This is a genomic window from Pseudomonas sp. AP42 (genome assembly GCF_001728935.1).
Lineage (GTDB): Bacteria > Pseudomonadota > Gammaproteobacteria > Pseudomonadales > Pseudomonadaceae > Aquipseudomonas > Aquipseudomonas lactis.
The window spans coordinates 1-25,166 of the sequence record NZ_LYSO01000090.1 but is presented as its reverse complement, the minus strand read 5'-3'; the positions used below and the strand labels follow the sequence as shown (position 1 = coordinate 25,166).

The following is a 25,166-nucleotide window of genomic DNA, read 5'->3' as shown; positions in this document are numbered from 1 at the left end:
GATCTTTGTCGTTTTCCAGGCCGGTGTTTGCCGCAGGCGGCAGTAGTCCGCCGTTTTTTCGACTGTTTCTGCCCTGCCTATTTCAGCTATCTCCACGAAACCCCCGCCGCGCCTGGACTTTGGCCTCTTTTGAAAAGTTGGTTCGCAAATTGCTTAAGCCTCCTCAGTACAGCGGTGGGCGGCAAGCGTCCGTCAGAAAGAGGATAGAGCGTGGACAAGTACCTTTATGTGGCAATGACCGGCGCCAGCCAGAATGCACTGGCGCAGAAGGCCCATGCCAACAATCTGGCGAACATTTCCACCAACGGTTTCCAGCGCGACCTGGAGCAGGCGCGCTCGATGCCGGTGTTCGGTGACAGCTTTCCGGCGCGGGCGTTTGCCATGACCGAGCGGCCGGCCACTGACTTTTCTCCGGGCGCGATGATCGAGACCGGTCGCGACCTCGACGTGGCGGTCAGCGGCGACGGCTGGATGGCGGTGCAAACCCCCGATGGCGGCGAAGCCTACGTGCGCAGTGCCAGCATGAACGTGGATGCCCTGGGCGTGCTGCGGGCTGGCAACGGTATGCCGATCATGGGCAACGGTGGCCCGATTGCCGTGCCGCCCCAGCAGAAAATCGAAGTGGGTTCGGACGGCACCATCAGCATCCGTGCCATGGGTGAAGGCCCGCGGGTGATGGCGGAAGTGGACCGTATCAAGATGGTCCAGCCAGACCTCAAGAACATGACCAAAGGCCTGGACGGCACCATCCACACCAAGGATGGCCAGCCGGCCCAGGCCGACGCGAACGTGCGGCTGACCTCGGGTTTCTTGCAGGCGAGTAACGTCAATGCCGTGGAAGAAATGACCGCGGTGCTGGCGCTGGCCAAGCAGTTCGAGTTGCACATCAAGATGATGAACAGCGCTAAAGAAGACGACCAGGCCATGACGCGCGTCATGCAGATGAGCTGATTCAAGCCCACTCACTAATTTGCAACGCAGCGCCAACCATCCGGCGCACGAAGGAGAACAGCATGCTTCCGGCTCTATGGGTTGCCAAGACAGGCCTGTCCGCCCAGGACACCAACCTGACGACCATTTCCAACAACCTGGCAAACGTGTCGACCACGGGCTTCAAACGTGACCGCGCCGAGTTCCAGGACTTGCTCTACCAGATCAAGAAGCAACCGGGCGCCCAATCGACCCAGGACAGCGAACTGCCGTCGGGCCTGCAACTGGGTACCGGTGTGCAGATCGTCGGCACCCAGAAAAACTTCAGCGCCGGTAACCTGCAGCAAACCGGCCAGCCCCTGGACATGGCGATCAATGGCCGCGGCTTTTTCCAGGTGCTGCAGCCGGATGGCACCACCTCTTACACCCGTGACGGCACTTTCCACCTGGATTCCAACGGCCAGATCGTGACCGCCAACGGTTTCGCCCTGGAGCCTGCTGTCGTGGTGCCGCCCGACGCCAAGACCTTCACCGTCGGCAACGACGGCACCGTGTCCATCACCGTTGCTGGCAACCCGGCCTCCCAAGTGATCGGCAACCTGCAAACCGCCGACTTCATCAACCCGGCCGGCCTGCAGGCGATGGGCAACAACCTGTTCCTGGAAACCGCCTCCAGTGGCGCGCCGCAAATCGGCACCCCTGGCTTGAACGGCTTCGGCACCACGCTGCAAAGCACCCTGGAAACCTCCAACGTCAGCACCGTTGAGGAGATGGTCAACATGATCACCACCCAGCGCGCCTACGAGATGAACTCCAAGGTGATTTCCACCGCCGACCAGATGCTTTCGTTCGTTACGCAGAATCTGTAATCAGTCTATGGGGCGCCCTTGAGGGTGCCTGCAACACCGTGAGGTTAGGGTCATGAATCGCTATATTTGTGTGTTGGCATTGAGTGGGATCGCCGTGCTTGCGGGCTGTGTCGCCCCCTCGCCAAAGCCCAATGACCCGTACTATGCGCCGGTGTTGCCACGCACGCCGCTGCCGGCGGCGGCCAACAATGGCTCGATCTACCAGGCCGGGTTCGAGCAGAACCTGTACAGCGACCGCAAGGCGTTCCGGGTCGGTGACATCATCACCATCACCCTGAACGAGAAGACCCAGGCCAGCAAGAACGCCAACTCGCAGATCGGCAAGAACAGCAAGACCAGCATCGGCCTGACCTCGCTGTTCGGCGGTGGCCTGAACACCAATAACCCGCTGGGCAGCGGTGACCTGAGCCTGGACGCCGGCTACAGCGGCGACCGTGCCACCAACGGCAAGAGCGCAGCAGGGCAGGGCAACAGCCTGACCGGTTCGATCACCGTGACTGTCGCCGACGTATTGCCCAACGGCATCATTGCCGTGCGCGGTGAAAAGTGGATGACCCTCAACACCGGCGACGAGCTGGTGCGCATCGCCGGCATGGTCCGCGCCGATGACATCTCTACCGACAACACCGTGCCGTCGACGCGCATTGCAGATGCACGCATTACCTACTCGGGCACCGGTTCGTTTGCCGATGCGAGCCAGCCGGGCTGGTTCGACCGCTTCTTCCTCAGCCCGCTGTTCCCTTTCTAGGTGGCCATTTTGAAGTTCAAACAGCTGATGGCGATGGCGCTCTTGTTGGCGTTGAGTGCTGTGGCCCAGGCCGAGCGCCTGAAGGACATCGCCAGTATTTCCGGCGTGCGCTCCAACCAGTTGATCGGCTATGGCCTGGTGGTGGGGCTCAACGGCACGGGTGACCAGACCACGCAGACGCCGTTCACCCTTCAAACCTTCAACAACATGCTCTCCCAGTTCGGCATCAAGGTGCCGCCAGGCTCGGGCAACGTGCAGTTGAAGAACGTCGCAGCAGTGTCGATCAGCGCCGATCTGCCCGCGTTCGCCAAGCCGGGGCAGGTGGTGGACATCACCGTGTCGTCCATGGGTAACTCCAAGAGTCTGCGCGGCGGCACCTTGCTGATGACGCCGCTCAAAGGTATCGACGGCAACGTCTACGCCATCGCCCAAGGCAACCTGGTGGTCGGCGGTTTTGACGCCGAAGGCCGCGACGGTTCGAAGATCACCGTCAACGTGCCGTCGGCCGGGCGTATCCCCGGTGGCGCCACGGTTGAACGCACCGTGCCGAGTGGTTTCAATCAGGGCAACAGCCTGACCCTGAACCTCAACCGCTCCGACTTCACCACCGCCAAGCGCGTGGTCGACAAGATCAATGACATGCTCGGCCCTGGCGTGGCCCAGGCCATCGATGGCGGCTCGATTCGTGTCACTGCTCCGCTGGACCCAAGCCAGCGTGTTGACTACCTGTCGATCCTGGAAAACCTTGAAGTGGACCCCGGCCAGGCCGTGGCCAAAGTCATCATCAACTCGCGCACCGGCACCATCGTGATCGGCCAGAACGTCAAGGTCTCGCCGGCGGCGGTGACCCACGGCAGCCTGACGGTGACCATCACCGAAGACCCGATCGTCAGCCAGCCGGGGCCGTTGTCCGGTGGCCAGACTGCCGTGGTCCCGCGTTCGCGCGTCAATGCCCAGCAAGAAGCCAAACCGATGTTCAAGTTCGGCCCCGGCACCACCCTGGACGAGATTGTCCGTGCGGTGAACCAGGTGGGCGCCGCGCCCGGCGACTTGATGGCGATCCTCGAAGCTTTGAAGCAGGCCGGCGCGTTGCAAGCCGACCTGATCGTGATCTGAGGCCATGGCCATGGATATGCGCAAGAGCGGCATCAGCAGCACGGCGGACTCGGGGTCTTACTCCGACCTGAACCGGCTTAACCAGCTCAAGGTCGGTGCCGACAAAAACAGCGAAGGCAACCTGCGTAAAGTGGCGCAGGAATTCGAGTCGCTGTTTTTGAACGAGATGCTCAAGTCCATGCGTTCGGCCACCGAGGCCCTGGGCAAGGACAACCCGCTGAACACCCCGGCCGCCAAGCAGTACCAGGAAATGTACGACCAGCAACTGGCGGTGTCGATGTCCCGCGAAGGCGGCGGTATCGGCCTGGCCGATGTGCTGATGCGCCAGATGCAGAAGAACAAACCGGTGGAGGCCCAGGCCGCCACCTTGCAAGGCCCGGCGGCGGATGCGCCGGTGAAGAAAGTCGATGTGCCGACCGAGATTGCCGCCGGTACCCAGGCCGAAGGCCCGTTGGGCCGCTCCAATGGCCAGCGGCCTTTGTGGGCATATCGCGTGGCTGTGCCTGAGGGGGCCAGTACCCATGCCAACGACATGGAGCTGATGAACCAGCGCCGTATCGCCTTGCCCAGCAAGTTGGCCGACCGCCTGCTGGCGGGCATCGTGCCGAACGCCCCGGTCGAAGCCAAAGCCGCGCCCCTGCGTAACAGCGCTGCCGACGACACGGTCATCAACAGCAGTGCGCGTAGCTTTGCCGTGCCGAGCGGGCGCATGCAAGTGTATGGCCGCGCCATTGCCCAGCCACCGCTGGCACCAGCGAAGAAAGCCTTCAGCTCCCAGGATGAGTTTGTCGCCACCATGCTGCCGATGGCCAAGGCCGCCGCCGCACGTATCGGTATCGACCCCAAGTACCTGGTGGCCCAGGCCGCACTGGAAACCGGCTGGGGCAAATCGGTGATGCGCGCCGAGGACGGCAGCAGCAGCCACAACCTGTTCGGCATCAAGGCCGGCCAGAGCTGGCAGGGCGGTCAGGCCCGGGCGATCACCAGCGAGTTTCGCGATGGTGCGATGGTCAAGGAAACGGCGCAGTTCCGTTCCTACAGCTCCTACCAGGACAGCTTCCACGACCTCGTGACCCTGCTGCAAAGCCATGATCGCTATAAAGAAGTTGTGAAATCAGCCGACAACCCCGAACAGTTTGTACGCGAGTTGCAAAAAGCCGGTTATGCAACCGACCCGGATTACGCCAGCAAGATTTCGCAGATCGCAAAAAACATGAACAGTTACCAGAACTACGCTGCCGCTGGCGCAACCACACATTTATAAGGTCTGAACCATGAGTTTGCTCAGTATCGGGATGTCAGGGCTCAATGCCGCTCAAGGATCGTTGTCGGTCTTGAGTAATAACATCGCCAACGTGAATACCCCGGGGTACTCGCGTCAGCAGACCACGCAAAATACCAACGCGTCGAACCCGTTCGGCGGCGTGTACATCGGCAGCGGCACCACCCTGGCCGATGTGCGCCGGGTGTACAACGAGTACCTGGACACCGCTTACCAGAACAGCACGGCGCTCAATAACGACGCCAAGGCGTACCTGGACCAGGTCGGTGCCGTCGACAAAGTGTTGTCGGACAAAACCACCGGCCTGTCCTCGGTGCTCAGTTCGTTCTTCGCCACCCTGCAAACCGCCGCGTCCAACCCCAGCGACCTGTCGGCCCGCCAACTGCTGGTGACCAACGCCCAGACCCTGAGCAGCCGTTTCAACGCGATCTCCACGCAGTTGACCCAGCAGAAAGAGACGATCAACAACCAACTGAGCAGCATGAGTGACCAGGTCAACCAATTGACCGCCTCGATTGCCTCCCTCAACCAGCAGATCTCCCAGGCCCAAGGCAGCTCCAACAGCGCCCCGGCCAACCTGCTGGACTCGCGTAACGAGGCAGTACGCTCGCTCAATGAGTTGATTGGTGTCACGGCCACCGAGAAAAACGGCCAGTTCAGTGTGACCACCGGCAGCGGCCAGTCCCTGGTGGAGGGCGGGATCTCCAACAAGATTTCCGCCGCGCCAAGCAAAACCGATAACAGCCAGTACACCATCCAGCTGGACATGAACGGCACCACCCTGGACCTGGGCTCGGTGATCAGCGGCGGCAGCATCGGCGGCCTGTTGCGCTATCGCAGCGATGCCTTGATGCCGGCCATCAATGAACTGGGCCGTATCGCCATCGCCACGGCAGACACGCTCAACAACCAACTGGGCCAGGGCCTGGACCTCAACGGTGACTTTGGCGTTTCGCTGTTCAAAGACATCAACAGCGCCGCCGCCATTGCCTCGCGCAGCCAGGGTGCCTCGGGCAACAGCGCCGGCGCGGGCAACCTGAACGTGACGATCAAGGACAGCAGTCAGTTGTCCACGTTTGACTACACCGTGACCTTCAGCGACAAGACCGATCCTAACAAGATCACGGTGTTGCGTTCGGACGGCAAGGCCATGGGCACCTTCGACATGAGCTCAACACCGCCGCCGACCCTGGATGGCTTCACCCTGGCGCTGGACGGCAAGGGCGCCATGGCGTTTGGCGACAGCTTCAAGGTCAGCCCCACCGCCACGGGCGCCAGCGGTATTGGCGTGGCGCTCACCGATGCGAACAAACTGGCGTTCGCCGGCCCGTTGGCAGGTACCAGCAGCACGACCAACAGCGGCACGGGTACCTTCACCCAGCCGGCCTTGACGGTGCCGCTGGATATCCATGGCGGCACCGACACCGCGCAGCTGCGCGCCGGTATTGAAAACTCGATGCCGGTGAAGATGGTGTTCGGCAAGCCCGCCGCCGACGGTACGCAGTCCTATACCATCAACGATTCCAAGGGCAATCCGATTGGCACTGGCTCGATCATTCCGGGGCAGGGCAACAAGATCACCGTGGACGTGCCGATGCGCGACGCCAGCGGTGCCGCCATTCCCGGCAAGAGCTTCAAGTTCGACACCACCGTCAACGGCTCGCCGGCAGACGGCGACAGCACCACCTTTGCCTTCAACAGTGGCGGCAAGTCCGACGGCCGCAACGCCCAGGAACTGCTGAACCTGCAAACCAAGGCCACCGTCGGCATGGGCGATGGCAACGCGGGCACCAGCCTGGTGGGCGCCAACAGCAAGCTGGTCTCGACCGTAGGTGCCAAGGCCAGCCAGGCCGGGGTCGACACCGCCGCCACCGGCGCGTTGCTCAGCGCCAACAAGGAAGCACGCAACTCGGTATCCGGGGTCAACCTGGATGATGAAGCGGGCGACATGATCAAGTTCCAGCAGTACTACACCGCGTCGTCGCAGATCATCAAGGCTGCGCAGGAAACCTTCACCACACTGATGAATGCTCTTTAAGGGAGGCTGGGACGATGCGTATTTCTACACAGCAGTATTTTGAGACCAGCTCTGCCAAGTACCAGAGCAACTATTCCAGCGTGGTCAAGGCCCAGGACCAGGCCAGCTCCGGCGTGCGCGTGCAAACCGCCGCGGATGATCCGGTGGCGGCGGCGCGGTTGTTGATGCTGCAGCAGCAGAAAGACATGCTGGCGCAGTTCAATGGCAACATCGACACCCTGAAAAACTCGCTGACCACCCAGGACGGCGTGCTGGAAAATATCAATATCGCGATTCAACGAGCCAGTGAGTTGGCGCTCAAGGCGGGTAACGTCGGCATCAGCGACGCTGACCGCAAGTCGACGGCCGCCGAGATTGGCGCCATTGAAGACCAGGTCCTGGGCCTGCTCAATACCAAGGACGCCAGCGGCAATTACTTGTTCTCCGGCAGCAAGACCGACACGCCGCCCTACGCCCGCAACAATGACGGCACCTACAGCTACCAGGGCGATGACACGCCGCTGAGCTTGAAGATCGCAGAGAACCTGTCGGTTGCCATGGGCAATACCGCCAAGAGCATGCTTGAAAGCTCGGCGAATACGGGCCGTACGCAAACCGCGCCAATCCTCGTGCCGCCAGCGGTCGACGATGGCAAGGTCACCGTCTCTGCCGGGCTGATCGCGGCCAACAGCAGCTATAACAGCAGTTTTTCCGATGGTCAGCCGTATAAGCTGACCTTCACTAGCAGCACCCAATACGTCGTCACGGACAATGCCGGCAAGGACATCACCTCGGAGATTCCGGGCAACGGCACTTTCGATGCCACCAAGGAAGGCGGTTCGACTATCAGCCTGCGCGGGGTCAAGTTCGACATCGGCTTGAACCTGGGCAAAGACGCACTGGGCAAAGACATACTGCCTGGCGCGCCGTCGGACGCCATCGTCAAGGACCGCGAGTTCAGCCTGTCGGTCAAACCAGACACCTTCAGCGTTTCGCGCACCCCCAGCAATCCGTCCACCGCGCAACTGAGCGGCGGCACGGTGAGCGATCCGGCGGCCTACGCCAGCACCTTTCCCAATTCGGGCGTGATCGTGAAGTTCGGTGCCGCTGGCGCCTATGACCTGTATGCGCAGCCGTATAGCGCAGACAGTAAATCCATCGCCAGTGGCACCCTGGCGGCCGGCGCAACCACCATCACGGCGGCAGGGGTGACCTTTGATGTCACCACCGCACCGGGGCCGGCAGACGGCGACCAGTTTGCGATCAGTGCCACCAGCAACAAGAACGAGAACGTCCTCGATACCCTGAGCCATCTGCGCAAAATTCTGGAGACGCCATCAGACGGCAACCCGGCGGCGCAGAAGGAACTCAAGGATGTGGTGGCCAAGTCGATTGGCAACTTGACCAATGCCTACGGGCAGATCGACCAGGCACGTGGCTCACTGGGCGCGCGCCTCAACGGCCTGGACATTCAGTCCAAGGAAAACGTCAGCCTGGACCTGGCCAATACCACCACCATGAATGCCCTGGGCAATGTCGACTTCGCCGAAGCCGCCGTCAACCTGAGCTTGCAGCAAACCATGTTGCAGGCTTCCCAACTGGCCTTCGTGAAAATCTCGCAGTTGAGCCTGTTCAACAAGATGTAAACGGCGTTCAGTCAAGCGGCCCGCTCTGGAAACAGGGCGGGCCGTTGTCGTTTCTGGGGCTTAATTGTTGAAACGTTTTGCATAAACCACGCAAAATTGAGTGACCTGTGAGTCATAAAGCGCATCTTCACTGTATCGTGTGAAAAGGATAAGTCGTCACAGGGCCTTCATCGGGCGGCTTTCAGCGAGTTTTTCATGGGGTTATCCCCTTTATTGTCAGCACTCCCGGCGTAGCCCGAGGGGTGTTCTCCAGCTATTTAGTATTGGGAAGCCACAATGATTGGCATAAAAAGCATCGCCAGTTACGTGCCGGCAGACGGGATCGATAACTACGCCCAGGGTGCCAAATTCGCCAAGGATGAAGAGTTCATCATCGGCAAGATCGGTTCGGCGTTCCTGCCGCGCAAGGAAGCTGCACAGGAAACGTCCGACCTGTGCGTCGAAGCCGTCAACGCATTGTTCGCCAATAACCCGGATTTGAAGCGCGAGTCCATCGACGCGCTGATCGTCGTTACCCAGAACGGCGATGAAGAGGGCTTGCCCCACACCGCCGCTATCGTGCAGGACAAACTGGGCCTGCCGACTCACGTGGCCGCCTTCGATATCTCCCTGGGCTGCTCCGGCTACGTCTACGGCATCTACGCGATGAAGGGCTTCATGGAAGCCGCCGGCCTGAAAAACGGCCTGCTGATCACCGCCGACCCGTATTCCAAGATCGTCGACCCGGAAGACCGCAACACCACCATGCTGTTCGGCGATGCCGCCACCGCCACCTGGATGGGCGAGGACGCGCCGTGGTTGCTGGGCAAATCCAAGTTCGGCACCGACGGTTCCGGCGCGCCGCACTTGAAGGTCAGCGATGGTGTGTTCTTCATGAACGGCCGCCAGGTGTTCAACTTTGCCTTGCTCAAGGTGCCGGCGCACTTGCACGAGCTGCTCAATGAGTCGGACCTCAAGGCCGATGACATCGATGCGTTCTGCATCCACCAGGGCAGCGCGGCCATCGTCGACGCCGTGGCGCGCCGCTTTGAAGAAGCGCCGGTGGACAAGTTCATCAAGGACATGGTCGAGACCGGTAACACCGTGTCGTCGAGCATCCCGCTGCTGCTGGAAAAGCACGTGATGGACGCCACCTGGAAGCGCGTGGCTATCAGCGGCTTTGGCGTGGGCCTGTCGTGGGGCTCGGCGATTCTTTATCGCCCGTGATGCTTTAGCCGCTGTACAAAAAAACGCCGATGATCCCACGATCATCGGCGTTTTTTTTCGCCCCCTCTCCCTGTAGGAGCGAGCTTGCTCGCGAAGAACGTTAACGATAACGCGGGCATTCAGAATGCACGCGGCGTTCTCAGGTTCTTCGCGAGCAAGCTCGCTCCTACAAGGGCGAAGTTTTGGCGCCAGTAACCCGTGATTACGGGCGTTTCACGCCTCTATAAGGCCTTGAAATACAAGGGCTGGCACAGGGCTACTAAAAAAAATCAAAAAAATCCTCAAGCAACCGGCTACCACGACGATAACTATTACGTAGGTTCTCTAGGCCACACCCGGCGGTCGCCAGGGCCGGAAGCCGCAGTATCCAAACCACGAGGATTTCGTCATGGCATTATCAGTAAACACCAACATCACCTCCCTGGGTGTCCAGAAGAACCTGAACAAAGCTTCCGACGCTCTGAGCCAGTCGATGAACCGTCTGTCCTCCGGCCTGAAAATCAACAGCGCCAAAGACGACGCTGCCGGCATGCAGATCGCTAACCGTCTGAACAACCAGGTCAAAGGCCTGAACGTTGCCATCTCCAACGCCAACAACGGCGTGTCGATTGCCCAGACCGCTGAAGGCGCGATGCAAGAGTCCACCAACACCCTGCAGCGTCTGCGTGAACTCGCCCTGCAAGCGGCCAACGGTGATAAAAGCGACGCTGACCGTGTTTCCCTGCAGCAAGAATTCACCGCTAAAGTGGGCGAACTGAACCGTATCGCCAGCACCACCACCTTCGGTGGTCGTAACCTGCTGGACGGCTCGTTTCAGAACGTAGCGTTCCAGATTGGCGCAAACGCTAACGAGACTATCTCGTTCGGCATGACCGATATCAGTTCTACCGCGCTGAAAGGCAACTACAGCGAAGCAACCGTTAACAGCACTGCACTGAGCGGTCTGGCCGCAACTACTACTGGCTCGGTACTCACTGACAAAGCGACTGCCACGGGCACCGCTGCTGTCGGCGCAACTGTAGATACCGATACCATAAAGATTAATGGTACAACCATCAGCTTCGGTAACGTCGCTGCTACTGACTTGGGCGTTGCCGCAGTTGCCGCTATCAACAAAGAGACAGCTACTACCGGTGTTACTGCTAGTGCCGATGCTACCGGTGTCCTCACACTGACCTCTGCCAAAGCTATCAAGCTTGAAGCTGGTGATGTTGCCGGCGCGGTCGTTGGCCCACCTGCGGTAGCTGCGAAAACTGACGGCTTGGTCAATCTCAAGCTTGCTGCTAATGCTAACATTGCCCCCACCAGCAATTTGACCGCTGATGGCTCGATCACTGTGAACGGTGCTGCGGTAACTTGGGCGAAAGGCGACGCCATGTCGACCGTTCTCACCAAGCTCACCACTGCTGCTGGCGGCGCTGCAGCTGGTGCTTCCGCTACCTTCACCGATGGTCGTCTCAAGCTGACCTCGGGTAACGGTGCTGACATTAAGCTGGCTAACACCAATAGCGGTTCGCTGTCGCAACTGGGGCTGTCTGCCGGTACCACCCAAGCCAAATTGACCGAAGATACCTCGATCTCGGTCAACGGCGTAGAAGTCAAGTTCAAGAAAGGCGACACTTCTGACGCGGTTGTAGCTTCGATCAACAGCGCCAGCACCGGTGTGCAGGCTAGCAAAAACGCTGACGGCACTCTGAGCCTGTTTGCAGACAAAGATATCACCATCAAAGACGGCAGCGCTGGTACTGGACTGAAAGCCCTGGGTCTGACAACTGTTGCCAATGCGGGCACCAAAACCGCCGTCACTATGGAAACCAGCGTTTCCAACCTGAACATCCTGTCTGCCGCTTCTTCGCAGCAGGCTATCCAGGCTCTGGACGACGCCATGCAGCAAATCGACAGCCAGCGTTCGCAGCTGGGTGCCGTACAAAACCGCTTCGCCAGCACCGTGGCCAACCTGCAGAGCATTTCGCAGAACTCCTCCGCTGCCAAAGGCCGCGTAGAAGACGCTGACTTCGCTTCTGAAGCCGCTGAGCTGACCAAGCAACAAACCCTGCAACAGGCTTCCACTGCGATCCTGTCCCAGGCCAACCAACTGCCATCGTCTGTTCTGAAGCTGCTTCAGTAATAGCGCTAGCGGTTAAATAACGGGAGGGTGCGTTTAACAACGTGCCCTTCCGTTTTTTCAGTTTGGAGGTGGTGACATGGACATGAGCATCAAGCTGACCTCGTCTTACCCCGCAGCCCCGGCCCCGGCCAACCTTGGCGCAGTGGTGACCCAGGCCAAGCCTGTGGCCAGCAATGAGCCGAGCAAAAGTGAAGAGCCTCAGCGCGTGGCGCTGGAACAGGCTGTGACCGATATGCGTGAGTTTGTGCAGGCTTCACAGCGCAACCTGGATTTTTCCATCGATGACTCTACCGGCAAGGTAGTGGTCAAGGTGATCGCCACTGACAGTGGTGAAGTGATTCGACAGATACCATCGGAGACCGCGCTGAAATTGGCGCAGAACCTGAGCGATGCCGGCAGCCTGTTGTTTGATAGCAAGGCTTGAGTTGGCACGAAACATGTTTCTGATTGCGGTCTAGGCGTATAAGCGCCAAAAAAACGGCCGCTGCAGGACAAGGAGAATGGCAAATGGCTAGTTCAACGATTTCCGGCCCAGGTTCGGGCTACGACACCCAAGCAATCGTCAAGGCGCTGGTCGGTGCCGAGCAGGCGCCCAAGCAGGCTCAGATCACCAACGAGCAGAAGAAAGCCACCGTGCAGTTGTCTGCCGTGGGCTCGGTCAAGACGGCGTTGGAAGCCTACCAGGCGGCGATCACCAAGTTGAACAATGCCTCGGCCTTCAACGGGCTGGCGGCGACTTCTTCGGAAGAGAAAAACGCCAAGGTCACCCTGACTGACGGTGCATCCAGCGGCAAGTACCGCTTGGAAATTGCCAACCTGGCCACTGCTTCGAAAGTCACTACGGCAGTCAATGCCGAAGGCGCATCGGGCAAGGCCAACAGCACCGACGAAGACCAGACGCTGACCATCAACCAGTCGGGCAAAAGCTACGACGTGGTGATCCCTGGCGGCGCGACCTTGCAACAGGTGCGCGAGTCGATCAATACCCAGCTCTCGTCCCAAGGCATCAGTGCCAACGTACTGAGTGACTCCAATGGCGCGCGGCTGGTGCTGACTTCGACCACCATGGGCGAGGGCACCGACATCACCCTCAGCGGTGATTCGCAGCTGGCTGTCGGCTACGACAAAGGCACGCCGCCAACCAATGCCAAGTACTCCATCGACGGCATTCAAATGTCATCGAACAGCAACAAGATCACCTCGGCGATCAGCGGCGTGACCCTGGACCTGTTGGACACGGTAGACATCACCAAGCCGACCACCATCACCGTGGCCAGCAACACCGATACCTTGAAAACCTCGGTGCAGTCCTTCGTCAGCGCTTACAACACGCTGATGACGGCGATCAACACTCAAACCAAGGTCACCGCAACCGGTGATGCCTCCACCACCACCGCAGGTGCGTTGACCGGCGATGCGTCGATGCGTCAATTGGTGAACAGCCTGCGTTCCGAGTTGGTCAACGGCTCCGGCGCGGGCACCATGACCAGCCTGGCGCAGATGGGCATCACCACCGACCAGAAAACCGGCCTGCTGAGCCTGGATGACAAAACCTGGGACAAGGCCGTGGTCAAGGGCGCTGGCGACATTGCCAAGCTGTTCACTGGCGACACGGGCTTGATCACCCGCATGAACAAGGCGACCAACAGCTACGTCGGCACCACCGGCACCCTGGCGACCCGGGCCACCGATCTCAATAACAAGTTGACCGACTTGAACAAAGAGACCGACGACCTGACGCGGCGCATGGATGCCTTGCAGAAGTCCCTGACCGCCAAGTACACGGCGATGGACACCATGATCGCGCAGATCAACGCCAGCAGCTCCAGCATCCTGACCACCCTCAACTCGCTGAACAATCCTAAGTCGAACTGATGAGCGGTGCGCGCCAGAGCCCTGTCCAGGGGCTCTCGCGCAGGGTGCTGGATTAAAGTTTTTATCGCCGTGGTCGAAAAACTGGTTAAGCAAACCTATTCGATTGTCGCCAGTAACGAGGTAGCAACATGAACCCGATGAGAGCCCTTCGCCAGTACCAGAAGGTCAATGCCCACGCTCAGGTCTCCGAAGCCAGCCCGCACCGCCTGGTGCAGATGCTGATGGAAGGTGGTCTGGACCGCATGGCCCAGGCCAAGGGTGCGTTGAGCCGCGGGGACATCGCGCAAAAGGGCCTGATGCTGGGCAAGGCGATCGAAATCATTTCGGGCCTGCGCGATGGTCTGGAGCCGGAGAAAGCCGAAGATCCGGCCGCGATCCAGCGTCTGGATGCCTTGTATAACTACATGGGCAATCGCCTGGTCGAGGCCAACCGAGTCAATGACGTCGAGATGATCGACGAAGTCGCCCGTCTGCTGATCACCGTCAAGACCGGCTGGGATGCCATCGCTCCACAATAAGGCCGATTGCCTTGAGGTACACATCATGAGCCACGCACTGCAACGCATCGACGAAACCCGCGAAGCCCTGATCGGCGCGCTGGCTGAGCGCAACTGGGAAGCTGTCGGCGAGTTGGACCTGGGGTGCCGGGCGGTGATTGATGAGGTGCTCAGCGAGGCGCCGGTAGATGAGGATGCACTGCGCGAAAAGCTGGAAAGCCTGCTGGTGGTGTATCGGCAGTTGCTGGAGGTGACGACCGGCGAGCGCCAGGCGATTTTCGAAGAGATGTCGCAGATCAACCAAGCGAAAAATGCGTCAAAGGTTTACCATCTGTTCGGTTGAACGGGCGCAGTTAATCCGAACGGCGCGTCATATATTTGACTGTGCCAACATTTTTGACTTAACTAGTGCTGTTTTCAGATTTCAGACGTCTAGAAGGTAAGAAATCTTACAGACGTCTAGATTGCCCTCATTCCGGGGCAGGAAGTTTTACTAGGGAAGTTGCTATTGCATGTGGCGTGAAACCAAAATTCTGCTGATCGATGACGATAGCGTCCGCCGCCGCGATTTAGCGGTGATTTTAAATTTTCTCGGTGAAGAAAATTTACCCTGCGGCAGCCACGATTGGCAGCAGGCGGTCAGCTCGTTGTCGTCGAGCCGTGAAGTCATTTGTGTATTGATCGGGACGGTAAACGCTCCTGGCGCAGTTCTGGGCCTGTTAAAGACACTGTCTACCTGGGATGAGTTCCTTCCGGTGTTGCTAATGGGCGATATTTCTTCCTTGGACCTGCCGGAAGACCAGCGCCGCCGCGTGCTTTCCAATCTGGAAATGCCGCCCAGCTACAGCAAATTGCTCGATTCCCTGCACCGCGCCCAGGTCTATCGCGAGATGTACGACCAGGCCCGCGAGCGCGGCCGTCACCGTGAACCCAACCTGTTTCGCAGCCTCGTCGGCACCAGCCGTGCCATCCAGCACGTGCGCCAGATGATGCAGCAAGTGGCCGACACCGACGCCAGCGTGCTGATCCTCGGCGAGTCGGGCACCGGCAAGGAAGTGGTCGCGCGCAACCTGCACTATCACTCCAAGCGCCGCGACGGGCCCTTCGTGCCGGTCAACTGCGGGGCGATCCCGGCAGAGCTGCTGGAAAGCGAATTGTTCGGCCACGAGAAGGGCGCCTTTACCGGGGCGATCACCAGCCGTGCCGGGCGCTTTGAGCTGGCCAATGGCGGCACCCTGTTCCTCGACGAAATCGGCGACATGCCGCTGCCGATGCAGGTCAAGTTGCTGCGCGTGTTGCAGGAGCGCACCTTCGAGCGCGTGGGCAGCAACAAGACCCAGAGCGTGGACGTGCGCATCATTGCCGCCACCCACAAGAACCTCGAAAGCATGATCGAGGTCGGCAGCTTCCGCGAAGACCTGTACTACCGCCTCAACGTATTCCCTATCGAGATGGCCCCGCTCCGCGAGCGCGTCGAAGACATCCCGTTGCTGATGAACGAACTGATCTCGCGCATGGAGCACGAAAAGCGCGGCTCCATTCGCTTCAACTCCGCGGCGATCATGTCCCTGTGCCGCCACGGCTGGCCGGGCAACGTCCGCGAGCTGGCCAACCTGGTGGAGCGCATGGCGATCATGCACCCGTACGGGGTGATCGGCGTGGTCGAGTTGCCGAAGAAATTCCGTTACGTCGACGACGAAGACGAGCAGATGGACAGCCTGCGCAGCGACATGGAAGAGCGCGTGGCGATCAACGGGCATACCCCGGACTTCGGCGCCACCGCGACGTTGCCGCCCGAAGGCCTGGACCTCAAGGACTACCTCGGCAACCTGGAACAAGGGTTGATCCAGCAGGCCCTGGACGATGCCCATGGCATCGTGGCCCGCGCCGCCGAGCGCCTGCGCATCCGTCGTACCACCCTGGTGGAGAAGATGCGCAAGTACGGTATGAGCCGCAAAGAAGGTGATGAACAGGCGGATGATTGACGCCTGTTTTTCAACTACCTGATTTATAGGTAGATTTTTTTCGGCACGGGTATTGCTACAGCCCTCGCAACGTTCCGTTTAACTGACGGTCAGCCAAGCGAGAGAGCATGATGCCCCACGCCGCCCAACTATCTTCGGCCCCTGCTATCCAGGGGCTGGTTTCGCCTGTAGAACCGCCGACCCGCCAGGGCCTGGAGCACGCGTTCTCGCAGTTCAACCAGATGTCGAGCCAGCTGACCGACTCCTACAGCCTGCTTGAGGCCCGGGTTTCCGAGCTTAAAGGCGAACTGGCGGTGGTCAGCGCCCAGCGCATGCAAGAGCTGGCCGAGAAAGAACGCCTGGCCAACCGCCTGCAAAACCTGCTGGACCTGTTGCCCGGTGGCGTAATCGTCATCGACGACCAGGGCCGCGTGCGCGAAGCCAACCCGGCCGCCTGCGACCTGCTCGGCCTGCCGCTGGAAGGCGAGCTGTGGCGTGAAGTCATCACTCGCTGTTTTGCCCCCCGTGAAGACGACGGCCACGAAGTCTCCCTCAAGGACGGGCGCCGGCTGTCCATCGCCACCCGTTCCCTGGACGCTGAGCCTGGCCAGCTTGTGCTGCTCAATGACCTGACAGAAACCCGGCACCTGCAAGATCAGTTGGCCCGCCATGAACGGTTGTCGTCCCTGGGCCGGATGGTCGCTTCCTTGGCCCATCAGATTCGTACGCCATTGTCGGCGGCATTGATCTACGCCAGTCATTTGACTGACGAGCAATTACCGGCGGCCACCCATCAACGCTTTGCCGGGCGCCTCAAGGAGCGCCTGCATGAGTTGGAGCACCAGGTGCGCGACATGCTGGTGTTTGCCCGTGGCGAACTGCCGCTGACCGATCGCGTTACCCCCGCCGGCTTGATGCAGTCGCTGCAAGCGGCAGCGGCGACCCATGTGCAGGAGGCCAACCTGCGTTGGCAATGCGACAGCCACCAGGGCGAATTGCTGTGCAACCGTGACACCCTGGTGGGCGCGCTGCTCAACCTGATCGAAAACGCCACCCAGGCCAGTGGCCCAGGTGCGCGATTGAAGGTGCACCTGTACACCCGCGAGCAAACCCTGCGCCTGTGCATCAGCGACAGCGGCAGCGGTATTGCCCCGCAAGTGCTGCAACGCCTGGGCGAGCCGTTTTTTACCACCAAGACCAACGGCACTGGCCTGGGCCTGACCGTGGTCAAGGCAGTGGCCCGTGCCCATCAGGGACAATTGCAGCTGCGTTCCCGCGTGGGGCGTGGCACCTGTGCATTGATGACCTTGCCGCTGTTTTCCAGCGCGGCAAGCGCGGAGTAAGAGGATGATGGCTATCAAGGTTTTATTGGTGGAAGACGATCGCGCCCTGCGTGAAGCATTGGCAGACACGCTGCTGTTGGCGGGCCATGACTACCGTGCGGTCGGCTCTGCCGAGGAAGCCTTGGAGGCGGTCGAACAGGAAACCTTCAGCCTGGTGGTCAGCGACGTCAATATGCCCGGCATGGACGGCCACCAGTTGCTCGGCCTGCTGCGCGTGCGCCAGCCGCAACTGCCGGTGCTGCTGATGACCGCCCATGGCGCGGTGGAGCGGGCGGTGGATGCCATGCGTCAAGGCGCAGCCGATTACCTGGTCAAGCCGTTCGAACCCAAGGCCTTGATCGAGCTGGTGGCCCGGCATGCCCTCGGCGTGATGCCCGCCGCCGACGGCGATGGCCCGATTGCCTTTGAGCCGGCCAGCGCGCAATTGCTGGAACTGGCAGCGCGGGTAGCGCGCAGTGATTCCACCGTGCTGATTTCCGGCGAGTCCGGCACCGGTAAAGAAGTGCTGGCGCGGTATATCCACCAGCAATCGGGCCGTGCCAAGCAACCGTTCATTGCCATCAACTGTGCGGCGATCCCTGACAACATGCTCGAAGCCACCTTGTTCGGCCATGAAAAGGGCTCGTTCACCGGCGCCATCGCGGCCCAGGCCGGCAAGTTCGAACAGGCCGACGGCGGCACCATCCTGCTCGACGAAATTTCGGAAATGCCCCTGGGCCTGCAAGCCAAGTTGCTGCGCGTGTTGCAGGAGCGTGAAGTGGAGCGCGTGGGCGCGCGCAAGCCGATCCAGCTGGATATCCGTGTGGTTGCCACCACCAACCGCGACCTGGCGGGCGAAGTGGCGGCGGGGCGCTTCCGTGAAGACCTGTTCTACCGGCTGTCAGTGTTCCCCCTGGCCTGGCGCCCATTGCGTGAGCGCCCGGCGGATATCATTCCGTTGGCCGAGCGCCTGCTGAACAACCACGTCAAAAAAATGAAGCATGCCCAGGCGCGCTTATCGCCCGAGGCCCAGGCGTGCCTGGTCAGTTACCCATGGCCGGGCAACGTGCGCGAACTGGACAACGCGATCCAGCGTGCGTTGATTTTGCAGCAGGGTGGTTTGATCCAGCCGCAAGACTTTTGCCTGGCCATGGGCAATGGCGCTGCCCCGTTGCCGAGCCTGGCCCCGGCTCCCGTGGTCGCCGAGGCGGAATCGGCCGGCGCCCTGGGCGATGACCTGCGCCGCCGCGAATTCCAGATGATCATCGACACCCTGCGCGCCGAACGCGGCCGCCGCAAAGAAGCGGCCGAGCGCCTGGGCATCAGCCCGCGCACCTTGCGCTACAAGCTGGCGCAGATGCGCGACGCCGGGATGGACGTGGAAGCCTATCTTTTCGCCACCTGACCTCGCGCCAATCCCGTGTGTAGGAGCGAGCTTGCTCGCGAAGAACCGCTAGGCGCCGCGGGTATCCTGGAAGCACGCGTTATCGTTGACGTTTTTCGCGAGCGAGCTCGCTCCTACAAAAAAACGGGCGGGAAGAAGGGCCGAAAAACTTGCGGTAACAAGTTCGACAAGCTTTGTCGCCTTTTCTTACGAGTTGCTCCAGAGCTGGCACCCTTGTTGCTACCACCCCTGGTAACCGCTGCGTAGTGTCAAAAAATTGCAGGTCGTCGGAGAGAGAAGGTCATGAGCCAGGGTATTGAGTTCAATCGGTTGATGTTGGATATGCGCGCCATGCAAATGGATGCCATGGCTCAACCGAAATCCGTCGCGCCAGCGCCGGAATTGGGCCAAAGCAATTTTGCCGACATGCTCGGTCAGGCAATCAATAAAGTCAGCGATACCCAGCAGGCGTCCAGCCAGTTGGCGACGGCTTTCGAGATCGGTAAAAGCGGCGTGGACCTCACCGATGTGATGGTCGCCTCGCAAAAGGCCAGCGTGTCCTTCCAGGCCTTGACCCAAGTGCGTAACAAGCTGGTTCAGGCGTATCAAGACATCATGCAGATGCCGGTTTAAGGACGAGATTTAAGTCATGGCTGAAGCACTCTCCGACAACCTCCCCGCCAAGGCCGACGGCAAACCGCCGTTGTTTGGCCTGTCGTTCCTGGAAAACCTCTCGGAAATGACCATGCTGCGTCAGGTGGGCCTGATGGTGGGCCTGGCAGCCAGCGTGGCGATTGGTTTTGCCGTGGTGCTGTGGTCGCAGCAACCCGATTACCGCCCCCTGTACGGCAGCCTGTCGGGCATGGATTCCAAGCAAATCATGGAAACCCTCGCCGCCGCCGACATCGCCTACACCGTGGAGCCCAACTCCGGCGCCTTGCTGGTCAAGGCCGATGACGTGGCCCGCGCACGGATGAAACTGGCCGCCGCTGGCGTGGCGCCGTCCGACAGCAATATCGGTTTTGAAATCCTCGACAAAGACCAGGGCCTGGGCACCAGCCAGTTCATGGAAGCCACCCGTTATCGTCGTGGTCTGGAAGGCGAACTGGCGCGCACCATTTCCAGCCTGAATAACGTCAAGGCTGCCCGTGTGCACCTGGCGATTCCGAAAAGCTCGGTGTTCGTGCGTGACGAGCGCAAGCCCAGCGCCTCGGTGTTGGTTGAACTGTTTTCTGGCCGGTCCCTGGAGCCTGGCCAGGTACTGGCGATCGTTAACCTGGTGGCCACCAGTGTTCCCGAATTGAGCAAGTCGCAAATCACCGTGGTGGACCAGAAGGGCAACCTGCTGTCCGACATGGCCGAAAACTCTGCGCTGACCCAGGCCGGCAAGCAATTTGACTACAGCCGCCGCATGGAAAGCATGCTCACCCAGCGCGTGCATAACATCCTGCAACCGGTACTGGGCAACGACCGCTACAAGGCTGAAGTGTCGGCCGACGTGGATTTCAGCGCCGTCGAGTCCACTTCCGAGCAGTTCAACCCCGACCAACCGGCCCTGCGTAGCGAGCAGTCCACCAGCGAACAACGCACTGCCAGCAATGGCCCCCAAGGTGTGCCGGGCGCTCTGAGCAACCAGCCGCCTGCGCCGGCCTCGGCACCGCAGACCACCGGTGGCGCCGCCGCTACCGCTGGGGCGATCCAGCCTGGCCAGCCGCTGCTGGACGCCAACGGCCAACAGATCATGGACCCGGCCACCGGCCAGCCGATGCTTGCGCCGTACCCTGCGGACAAGCGTAACCAGTCCACCAAGAACTTTGAACTCGACCGTTCCATCAGCCACACCAAGCAGCAACAGGGCAAGATCAATCGCCTGTCGGTGTCGGTGGTGGTCGATGACCAAGTCAAGGTCAACCCAGCAGACGGCGCGGTGACCCGTGCGCCGTGGACGGCTGACGAGCTGGCGCGCTTCACCCGCCTGGTGCAAGACGCCGTTGGCTTCGATGCCAGCCGTGGCGACAGTGTCAGCGTGATCAACATGCCGTTCTCCGCCGAGCGCGGTGAAGTCATCGCTGACCCGGCGTTCTACACCCAGCCGTGGTTCTGGGACATCGTCAAGCAAGTGCTCGGGGTGTTGTTCATCCTGGTGCTGGTGTTTGGCGTATTGCGCCCGGTGCTCAACAACATCACCGGCGGCAGCAAGAAGCAACTGGCGCTGGCCGGTGGCGACGTCGAGTTGGGTGGCATGGGCGGCCTGGACGGCGAACTGGCCAACGACCGCGTCAGCCTCGGCGGCCCGCAAAGCATCCTGTTGCCAAGCCCGAGCGAAGGCTATGACGCTCAGTTGAACGCAATCAAGAGTCTGGTGGCAGAAGACCCGGGCCGTGTGGCTCAGGTCGTGAAAGAGTGGATTAACGCAGATGAATGATCGAGCCGCTGTGGCCAAGCTGTCCCGGGTCGACAAAGCCGCCGTGCTGCTGCTGTCCCTGGGTGAAACCGACGCTGCCCAAGTGCTGCGCCACATGGGCCCTAAAGAGGTCCAGCGAGTGGGCGTGGCCATGGCGCAGATGCGCAATGTGCACCGCGAGCAAGTCGAGCAGGTGATGAGCGAGTTCGTCGAGATCGTCGGCGACCAGACCAGCCTGGGCGTCGGCTCCGACAGCTACATTCGCAAGATGCTCACCTCGGCCCTGGGCGAAGACAAGGCCAACGGCCTGATCGACCGCATCCTGCTGGGTGGCAACACCAGCGGCCTGGACAGCCTCAAGTGGATGGAACCGCGCGCAGTGGCCGACGTGATCCGCTACGAGCACCCGCAGATCCAGGCGATCGTGGTGGCCTATCTAGACCCGGACCAGGCCGGCGAAGTGCTCGGCCACTTCGACCATAAAGTGCGCCTGGACATCATCCTGCGCGTGTCGTCGCTCAACACCGTGCAACCGGCGGCGCTCAAAGAACTCAACACCATTCTGGAGAAGCAGTTCTCCGGCAACTCCAACGCCTCGCGCACCACCCTGGGTGGCATCAAGCGCGCAGCCGACATCATGAACTTCCTCGACAGCTCGGTGGAAGGCCAGTTGATGGACTCGATCCGCGAGATCGACGACACCCTGTCCGGCCAGATCGAAGACCTGATGTTCGTGTTCAACAACCTGGCCGATGTCGACGACCGTGGCATCCAGGCGCTGCTGCGCGAAGTGTCCTCGGACGTGCTGGTGCTGGCGCTCAAGGGCTCGGACGAAAACGTCAAAGAGAAGATCTTCAAAAACATGTCCAAGCGTGCGTCCGAATTGCTTCGCGACGACCTGGAAGCCAAGGGCCCGGTGCGCGTCAGCGACGTGGAAACCGCGCAGAAGGAAATCCTCACCATTGCCCGCCGTATGGCCGAAGCCGGAGAAATCGTTCTCGGCGGGAAGGGCGGCGAAGAAATGATCTAAGGCGCCTTGCATGTCGAATAAAGATGAGGCGCCCAGCGATCTGATTCGCGCGCGGGATGTCGGCGGTTTCGACATCTGGTCGCTGCCCAGCTTCGACCCCCATGTGCCGGAGCCCGAGCCTGAACCGGTGGAGGAACCACCGGCGGAAATGGAAGAAGTGCCGCTGGATGAAGTCCAGCCACTGACCCTCGAAGAGTTGGAAACCATCCGCCAGGAGGCCTACAACGAAGGCTTTGCCGCGGGGGAAAAAGACGGCTTTCGCAGCACCACCCTCAAGGTTCGCCAGGAAGCCGAGGCGGCGCTGGCCACCAAGCTGGGTAGTCTGGAGCGCCTGATGGGCAACCTGTTCGACCCTATCGCCGAACAGGACTCACAGCTGGAAAAATCCATGGTCGGCCTGGTGCAGCACATCGCGCGCCAAGTGATCCAGCGCGAACTGGTGCTCGACTCCAGCCAGATCGAAGCGGTGATGCGTGAAGCCCTCAAGCTGCTGCCCCTGGGCGTCGGCAATGTGCGGCTGTACATCAACCCCCAGGATTTCGAACAGGTCAAAGCCCTGCGCGAGCGCCATGAAGAAACCTGGCGCATCGTCGAAGACGCTTCGTTGCAGCCCGGCGGTTGCCGCGTCGAGACCGAGCACAGCCGCATCGATGCGACGGTGGAAACCCGCATCAGCCAGATCATGGCCAAGTTGTTCGATCAACTGCATGAACAGGCCCTGCACCCCGCCGAGCCGGACCTGAGCGTTGACCTGGACGCCACCGATGCGCCTTGATCGCACCAGCTTCGCCAAGCGCCTGGGCAGCTACGCCGAGGCCACCGAATTGCCCGGCCAGCCGATCCTCGAAGGGCGCCTGTTGCGCATGGTCGGCCTGACCCTCGAAGCCGAGGGCCTGCGCGCCGCCATGGGCAGCCGTTGCCTGGTGATCAACGACGACAGCTACCACCCGGTGCAGGTCGAAGCCGAGGTGATGGGCTTTTCGGGCAGCAAGATCTTCCTGATGCCGGTCGGCAGCCTCGCCGGCATTGCCCCCGGCGCCCGCGTGGTGCCACTGGCCGACACTGGCCGCCTGCCCATGGGCATGAGCATGCTGGGCCGCGTACTCGATGGCGCCGGCCGTGCGCTGGACGGCAAGGGCGGCATGAAGGCTGAAGACTGGGTGCCGATGGACGGCCCCACCATCAACCCGCTCAAGCGCAACCCCATCAGCGTGCCGCTCGACGTGGGTATTCGCAGCATCAACGGTTTATTGACGGTCGGTCGCGGCCAGCGCCTGGGCCTGTTCGCCGGTACCGGCGTGGGTAAGTCGGTATTGCTGGGCATGATGACGCGCTTTACCGAGGCCGACATCATCGTGGTGGGGCTGATCGGCGAGCGGGGCCGTGAAGTGAAGGAGTTCATCGAGCACAGCCTCGGTGAAGAAGGGCTCAAGCGTTCCGTTGTCGTCGCTTCTCCGGCAGACGATGCACCGCTGATGCGCCTGCGCGCGGCGATGTACTGCACGCGCATCGCCGAATATTTTCGCGACAAGGGCAAGAACGTCCTGTTGCTGATGGACTCGCTCACGCGTTTCGCCCAGGCCCAGCGCGAGATCGCCCTGGCCATCGGTGAGCCGCCCGCGACCAAGGGTTACCCGCCATCGGTGTTCGCCAAGTTGCCCAAGCTGGTGGAGCGTGCCGGTAATGCCGAAGCCGGCGGCGGCTCGATCACCGCGTTCTACACGGTGTTGTCCGAAGGCGACGACCAACAGGACCCGATTGCCGACTCGGCGCGGGGCGTGCTCGACGGCCACATCGTGCTGTCGCGGCGTTTGGCGGAAGAGGGGCATTACCCGGCCATCGATATCGAAGCGTCCATCAGCCGGGTGATGCCGGCGGTGGTCACGCCCGAGCATATGGCCCGTGCCCAGCAGTTCAAGCAGCTGTGGTCGCGCTACCAGCAAAGCCGTGACCTGATCAGCGTCGGCGCCTATGTGGCCGGTGGCGACCGCGACACCGACCTGGCCATCGCCTTGCAGCCGCAACTGGTGACCTACCTGCGCCAAGGCCTCAACGACAAGATCACCATGGGCGAGAGCCAGTCGCACTTGCAGTCCATCTTCGCCCCGGCGCCGGGCGGCTAAGCCATGGCCAACAGCCGCGCCGCCCGCCTGGCCCCGGTGGTGGACATGGCCGAAAAGGCCGAGAAAGCTGCCGTACAGCGCCTTGGCTACTTCCAGGGCCAGGTGCGTTTGGCCCAAAGCAAGCTCGGCGACCTGGAGCGTTTTCGGGGCGAGTACCAGCAACAGTGGATCGAGCGCGGCAGCCAGGGTGTGTCCGGCCAGTGGCTGATGGGGTACCAGGGCTTTCTCAACCAGCTTGAAACCGCCGTAGGCCAACAACGCCAAAGCCTGGCCTGGCACGAGGCCAACCTCGACAAAGCCCGCGAAGCTTGGCAACAGGCGTTTGCCCGGGTCGAGGGGTTGCGCAAACTGGTGCAGCGCTACATCGACGAAGCGCGAGCCATCGAAGACAAGCGCGAGCAAAAACTGCTCGATGAACTCTCCCAACGCCTTCCCCGCCCAGAACAGTTCTAAGTGTGGGCGCTGGCTTGCCTGCGATGGGCATAGCTATCTACACGACTGTGAAGTTCGCCGCAGCCACCGGTAACCACGATGCGAAGCGAGTCGCTCTTGATCTGCTTTTGATCTTGATCTTAAGCGCCCCGTCAAACCACGCTGGCCGTAATCCGCCAGTGATTTGGGGGGT

Annotated in this window: 22 protein-coding genes; all 22 read left to right on the top strand. The window is 61.1% G+C overall.

Translation table 11 applies throughout. The features are described 5' to 3' along the window. The first annotated feature begins 210 nt into the window (after nucleotides 1-210). The 22 genes from A7K61_RS23480 to fliJ all read left to right on the top strand — a co-directional run bounded on the left by A7K61_RS23480 (nucleotide 211) and on the right by fliJ (nucleotide 24,994). A complete protein-coding gene (locus A7K61_RS23480; RefSeq protein ID WP_003192988.1) occupies nucleotides 211-951 on the top strand; it encodes a flagellar basal body rod protein FlgF in 741 nt (246 codons plus the stop codon). Nucleotides 952-1,013: 62 nt separating this feature from the next. Next, the gene (flgG, locus tag A7K61_RS23475; RefSeq protein ID WP_003192986.1) at nucleotides 1,014-1,799 is read left to right on the top strand and encodes a flagellar basal-body rod protein FlgG; all 786 of its coding nucleotides are present in this window, start codon (nucleotides 1,014-1,016) and stop codon (nucleotides 1,797-1,799) included. 52 nt (nucleotides 1,800-1,851) lie between these two features. Further along, nucleotides 1,852-2,547 carry a flagellar basal body L-ring protein FlgH gene (gene flgH, locus A7K61_RS23470; protein WP_069558463.1) on the top strand — a complete coding sequence of 232 codons (696 nt, stop codon included), beginning with the start codon at nucleotides 1,852-1,854 and terminating at the stop codon, nucleotides 2,545-2,547. A 6-nt stretch (nucleotides 2,548-2,553) separates the two neighbouring features. Beyond that, nucleotides 2,554-3,663: a flagellar basal body P-ring protein FlgI gene (locus A7K61_RS23465; RefSeq protein WP_161794338.1), complete on the top strand. Its 1,110-nt coding sequence runs from the start codon at nucleotides 2,554-2,556 to the stop codon at nucleotides 3,661-3,663. Nucleotides 3,664-3,667: 4 nt separating this feature from the next. Further along, nucleotides 3,668-4,927 (top strand): flagellar assembly peptidoglycan hydrolase FlgJ, encoded by a 1,260-nt coding sequence (flgJ, locus tag A7K61_RS23460; RefSeq protein WP_032902465.1) that lies wholly within the window; start codon nucleotides 3,668-3,670, stop codon nucleotides 4,925-4,927. A gap of 10 nt (nucleotides 4,928-4,937) precedes the next feature. Then, entirely contained in the window at nucleotides 4,938-6,983 is a 2,046-nt protein-coding gene (flgK, locus tag A7K61_RS23455; RefSeq protein WP_069558462.1) for a flagellar hook-associated protein FlgK, read from the top strand. Nucleotides 6,984-6,997: 14 nt separating this feature from the next. Further along, nucleotides 6,998-8,608 carry a flagellar hook-associated protein 3 gene (locus A7K61_RS23450; protein ID WP_047711505.1) on the top strand — a complete coding sequence of 537 codons (1,611 nt, stop codon included), beginning with the start codon at nucleotides 6,998-7,000 and terminating at the stop codon, nucleotides 8,606-8,608. A gap of 276 nt (nucleotides 8,609-8,884) precedes the next feature. After that, nucleotides 8,885-9,814 (top strand): ketoacyl-ACP synthase III, encoded by a 930-nt coding sequence (locus A7K61_RS23445; protein WP_003192977.1) that lies wholly within the window; start codon nucleotides 8,885-8,887, stop codon nucleotides 9,812-9,814. Nucleotides 9,815-10,202: 388 nt separating this feature from the next. Then, a complete protein-coding gene (locus A7K61_RS23440; protein WP_044274987.1) occupies nucleotides 10,203-11,942 on the top strand; it encodes a flagellin in 1,740 nt (579 codons plus the stop codon). Between the two features lie 76 nt (nucleotides 11,943-12,018). Next, a complete protein-coding gene (locus A7K61_RS23435) occupies nucleotides 12,019-12,366 on the top strand; it encodes a flagellar protein FlaG (protein WP_069558461.1) in 348 nt (115 codons plus the stop codon). An 83-nt stretch (nucleotides 12,367-12,449) separates the two neighbouring features. Continuing rightward, complete coding sequence (gene fliD / locus A7K61_RS23430; RefSeq protein WP_044274984.1) at nucleotides 12,450-13,817, top strand: flagellar filament capping protein FliD; 1,368 nt, start codon at nucleotides 12,450-12,452, stop codon at nucleotides 13,815-13,817. Nucleotides 13,818-13,945: 128 nt separating this feature from the next. Further along, on the top strand, nucleotides 13,946-14,335 hold the full coding sequence (fliS, locus tag A7K61_RS23425; protein ID WP_014719355.1) for a flagellar export chaperone FliS: 390 nt from the start codon (nucleotides 13,946-13,948) through the stop codon (nucleotides 14,333-14,335). Nucleotides 14,336-14,360: 25 nt separating this feature from the next. Continuing rightward, complete coding sequence (locus A7K61_RS23420) at nucleotides 14,361-14,657, top strand: hypothetical protein (protein ID WP_003192968.1); 297 nt, start codon at nucleotides 14,361-14,363, stop codon at nucleotides 14,655-14,657. A gap of 169 nt (nucleotides 14,658-14,826) precedes the next feature. Further along, nucleotides 14,827-16,299 carry a sigma-54 dependent transcriptional regulator gene (locus A7K61_RS23415; RefSeq protein ID WP_069558460.1) on the top strand — a complete coding sequence of 491 codons (1,473 nt, stop codon included), beginning with the start codon at nucleotides 14,827-14,829 and terminating at the stop codon, nucleotides 16,297-16,299. Between the two features lie 110 nt (nucleotides 16,300-16,409). Beyond that, on the top strand, nucleotides 16,410-17,621 hold the full coding sequence (locus A7K61_RS23410) for a PAS domain-containing sensor histidine kinase (protein ID WP_069558464.1): 1,212 nt from the start codon (nucleotides 16,410-16,412) through the stop codon (nucleotides 17,619-17,621). Between the two features lie 7 nt (nucleotides 17,622-17,628). After that, the gene (locus A7K61_RS23405; protein WP_032897832.1) at nucleotides 17,629-19,005 is read left to right on the top strand and encodes a sigma-54 dependent transcriptional regulator; all 1,377 of its coding nucleotides are present in this window, start codon (nucleotides 17,629-17,631) and stop codon (nucleotides 19,003-19,005) included. Nucleotides 19,006-19,287: 282 nt separating this feature from the next. Next, nucleotides 19,288-19,617, top strand: coding sequence for a flagellar hook-basal body complex protein FliE (gene fliE, locus A7K61_RS23400; protein WP_003192959.1), 330 nt, complete (start codon nucleotides 19,288-19,290; stop codon nucleotides 19,615-19,617). Nucleotides 19,618-19,633: 16 nt separating this feature from the next. Then, nucleotides 19,634-21,409, top strand: a complete 1,776-nt coding sequence (fliF, locus tag A7K61_RS23395; protein WP_044274981.1) for a flagellar basal-body MS-ring/collar protein FliF — start codon at nucleotides 19,634-19,636, stop codon at nucleotides 21,407-21,409. Beyond that, nucleotides 21,402-22,418 carry a flagellar motor switch protein FliG gene (gene fliG / locus A7K61_RS23390; protein WP_003192957.1) on the top strand — a complete coding sequence of 339 codons (1,017 nt, stop codon included), beginning with the start codon at nucleotides 21,402-21,404 and terminating at the stop codon, nucleotides 22,416-22,418. Before fliF ends, fliG begins: the two co-directional genes overlap by 8 nt. Before the next feature lie 10 nt (nucleotides 22,419-22,428). Further along, nucleotides 22,429-23,193: a flagellar assembly protein FliH gene (gene fliH, locus A7K61_RS23385; protein ID WP_003192956.1), complete on the top strand. Its 765-nt coding sequence runs from the start codon at nucleotides 22,429-22,431 to the stop codon at nucleotides 23,191-23,193. Next, nucleotides 23,183-24,541, top strand: coding sequence for a flagellar protein export ATPase FliI (fliI, locus tag A7K61_RS23380; protein WP_003192955.1), 1,359 nt, complete (start codon nucleotides 23,183-23,185; stop codon nucleotides 24,539-24,541). The genes fliH and fliI overlap by 11 nt, the downstream gene beginning before the upstream one ends. A 3-nt stretch (nucleotides 24,542-24,544) precedes the next feature. Further along, nucleotides 24,545-24,994 (top strand): flagellar export protein FliJ, encoded by a 450-nt coding sequence (gene fliJ, locus A7K61_RS23375; RefSeq protein ID WP_003192954.1) that lies wholly within the window; start codon nucleotides 24,545-24,547, stop codon nucleotides 24,992-24,994. Nucleotides 24,995-25,166 lie beyond the last annotated feature (172 nt).

Bases quoted from the DNA above. Each gene is read 5' to 3' on its own strand.
- flgG (WP_003192986.1), top strand. From the start codon at position 1,014: ATGCTTCCGGCTCTATGGGTTGCCAAGACAGGCCTGTCCGCCCAGGAC.
- flgH (WP_069558463.1), top strand. From the start codon at position 1,852: ATGAATCGCTATATTTGTGTGTTGGCATTGAGTGGGATCGCCGTGCTT.
- flgJ (WP_032902465.1), top strand. From the start codon at position 3,668: ATGGCCATGGATATGCGCAAGAGCGGCATCAGCAGCACGGCGGACTCG.
- flgK (WP_069558462.1), top strand. From the start codon at position 4,938: ATGAGTTTGCTCAGTATCGGGATGTCAGGGCTCAATGCCGCTCAAGGA.
- A7K61_RS23450 (WP_047711505.1), top strand. From the start codon at position 6,998: ATGCGTATTTCTACACAGCAGTATTTTGAGACCAGCTCTGCCAAGTAC.
- A7K61_RS23445 (WP_003192977.1), top strand. From the start codon at position 8,885: ATGATTGGCATAAAAAGCATCGCCAGTTACGTGCCGGCAGACGGGATC.
- A7K61_RS23440 (WP_044274987.1), top strand. From the start codon at position 10,203: ATGGCATTATCAGTAAACACCAACATCACCTCCCTGGGTGTCCAGAAG.
- A7K61_RS23435 (WP_069558461.1), top strand. From the start codon at position 12,019: ATGGACATGAGCATCAAGCTGACCTCGTCTTACCCCGCAGCCCCGGCC.
- fliD (WP_044274984.1), top strand. From the start codon at position 12,450: ATGGCTAGTTCAACGATTTCCGGCCCAGGTTCGGGCTACGACACCCAA.
- fliS (WP_014719355.1), top strand. From the start codon at position 13,946: ATGAACCCGATGAGAGCCCTTCGCCAGTACCAGAAGGTCAATGCCCAC.
- A7K61_RS23420 (WP_003192968.1), top strand. From the start codon at position 14,361: ATGAGCCACGCACTGCAACGCATCGACGAAACCCGCGAAGCCCTGATC.
- A7K61_RS23415 (WP_069558460.1), top strand. From the start codon at position 14,827: ATGTGGCGTGAAACCAAAATTCTGCTGATCGATGACGATAGCGTCCGC.
- A7K61_RS23410 (WP_069558464.1), top strand. From the start codon at position 16,410: ATGCCCCACGCCGCCCAACTATCTTCGGCCCCTGCTATCCAGGGGCTG.
- A7K61_RS23405 (WP_032897832.1), top strand. From the start codon at position 17,629: ATGGCTATCAAGGTTTTATTGGTGGAAGACGATCGCGCCCTGCGTGAA.
- fliE (WP_003192959.1), top strand. From the start codon at position 19,288: ATGAGCCAGGGTATTGAGTTCAATCGGTTGATGTTGGATATGCGCGCC.
- fliF (WP_044274981.1), top strand. From the start codon at position 19,634: ATGGCTGAAGCACTCTCCGACAACCTCCCCGCCAAGGCCGACGGCAAA.
- fliG (WP_003192957.1), top strand. From the start codon at position 21,402: ATGAATGATCGAGCCGCTGTGGCCAAGCTGTCCCGGGTCGACAAAGCC.
- fliH (WP_003192956.1), top strand. From the start codon at position 22,429: ATGTCGAATAAAGATGAGGCGCCCAGCGATCTGATTCGCGCGCGGGAT.
- fliI (WP_003192955.1), top strand. From the start codon at position 23,183: ATGCGCCTTGATCGCACCAGCTTCGCCAAGCGCCTGGGCAGCTACGCC.
- fliJ (WP_003192954.1), top strand. From the start codon at position 24,545: ATGGCCAACAGCCGCGCCGCCCGCCTGGCCCCGGTGGTGGACATGGCC.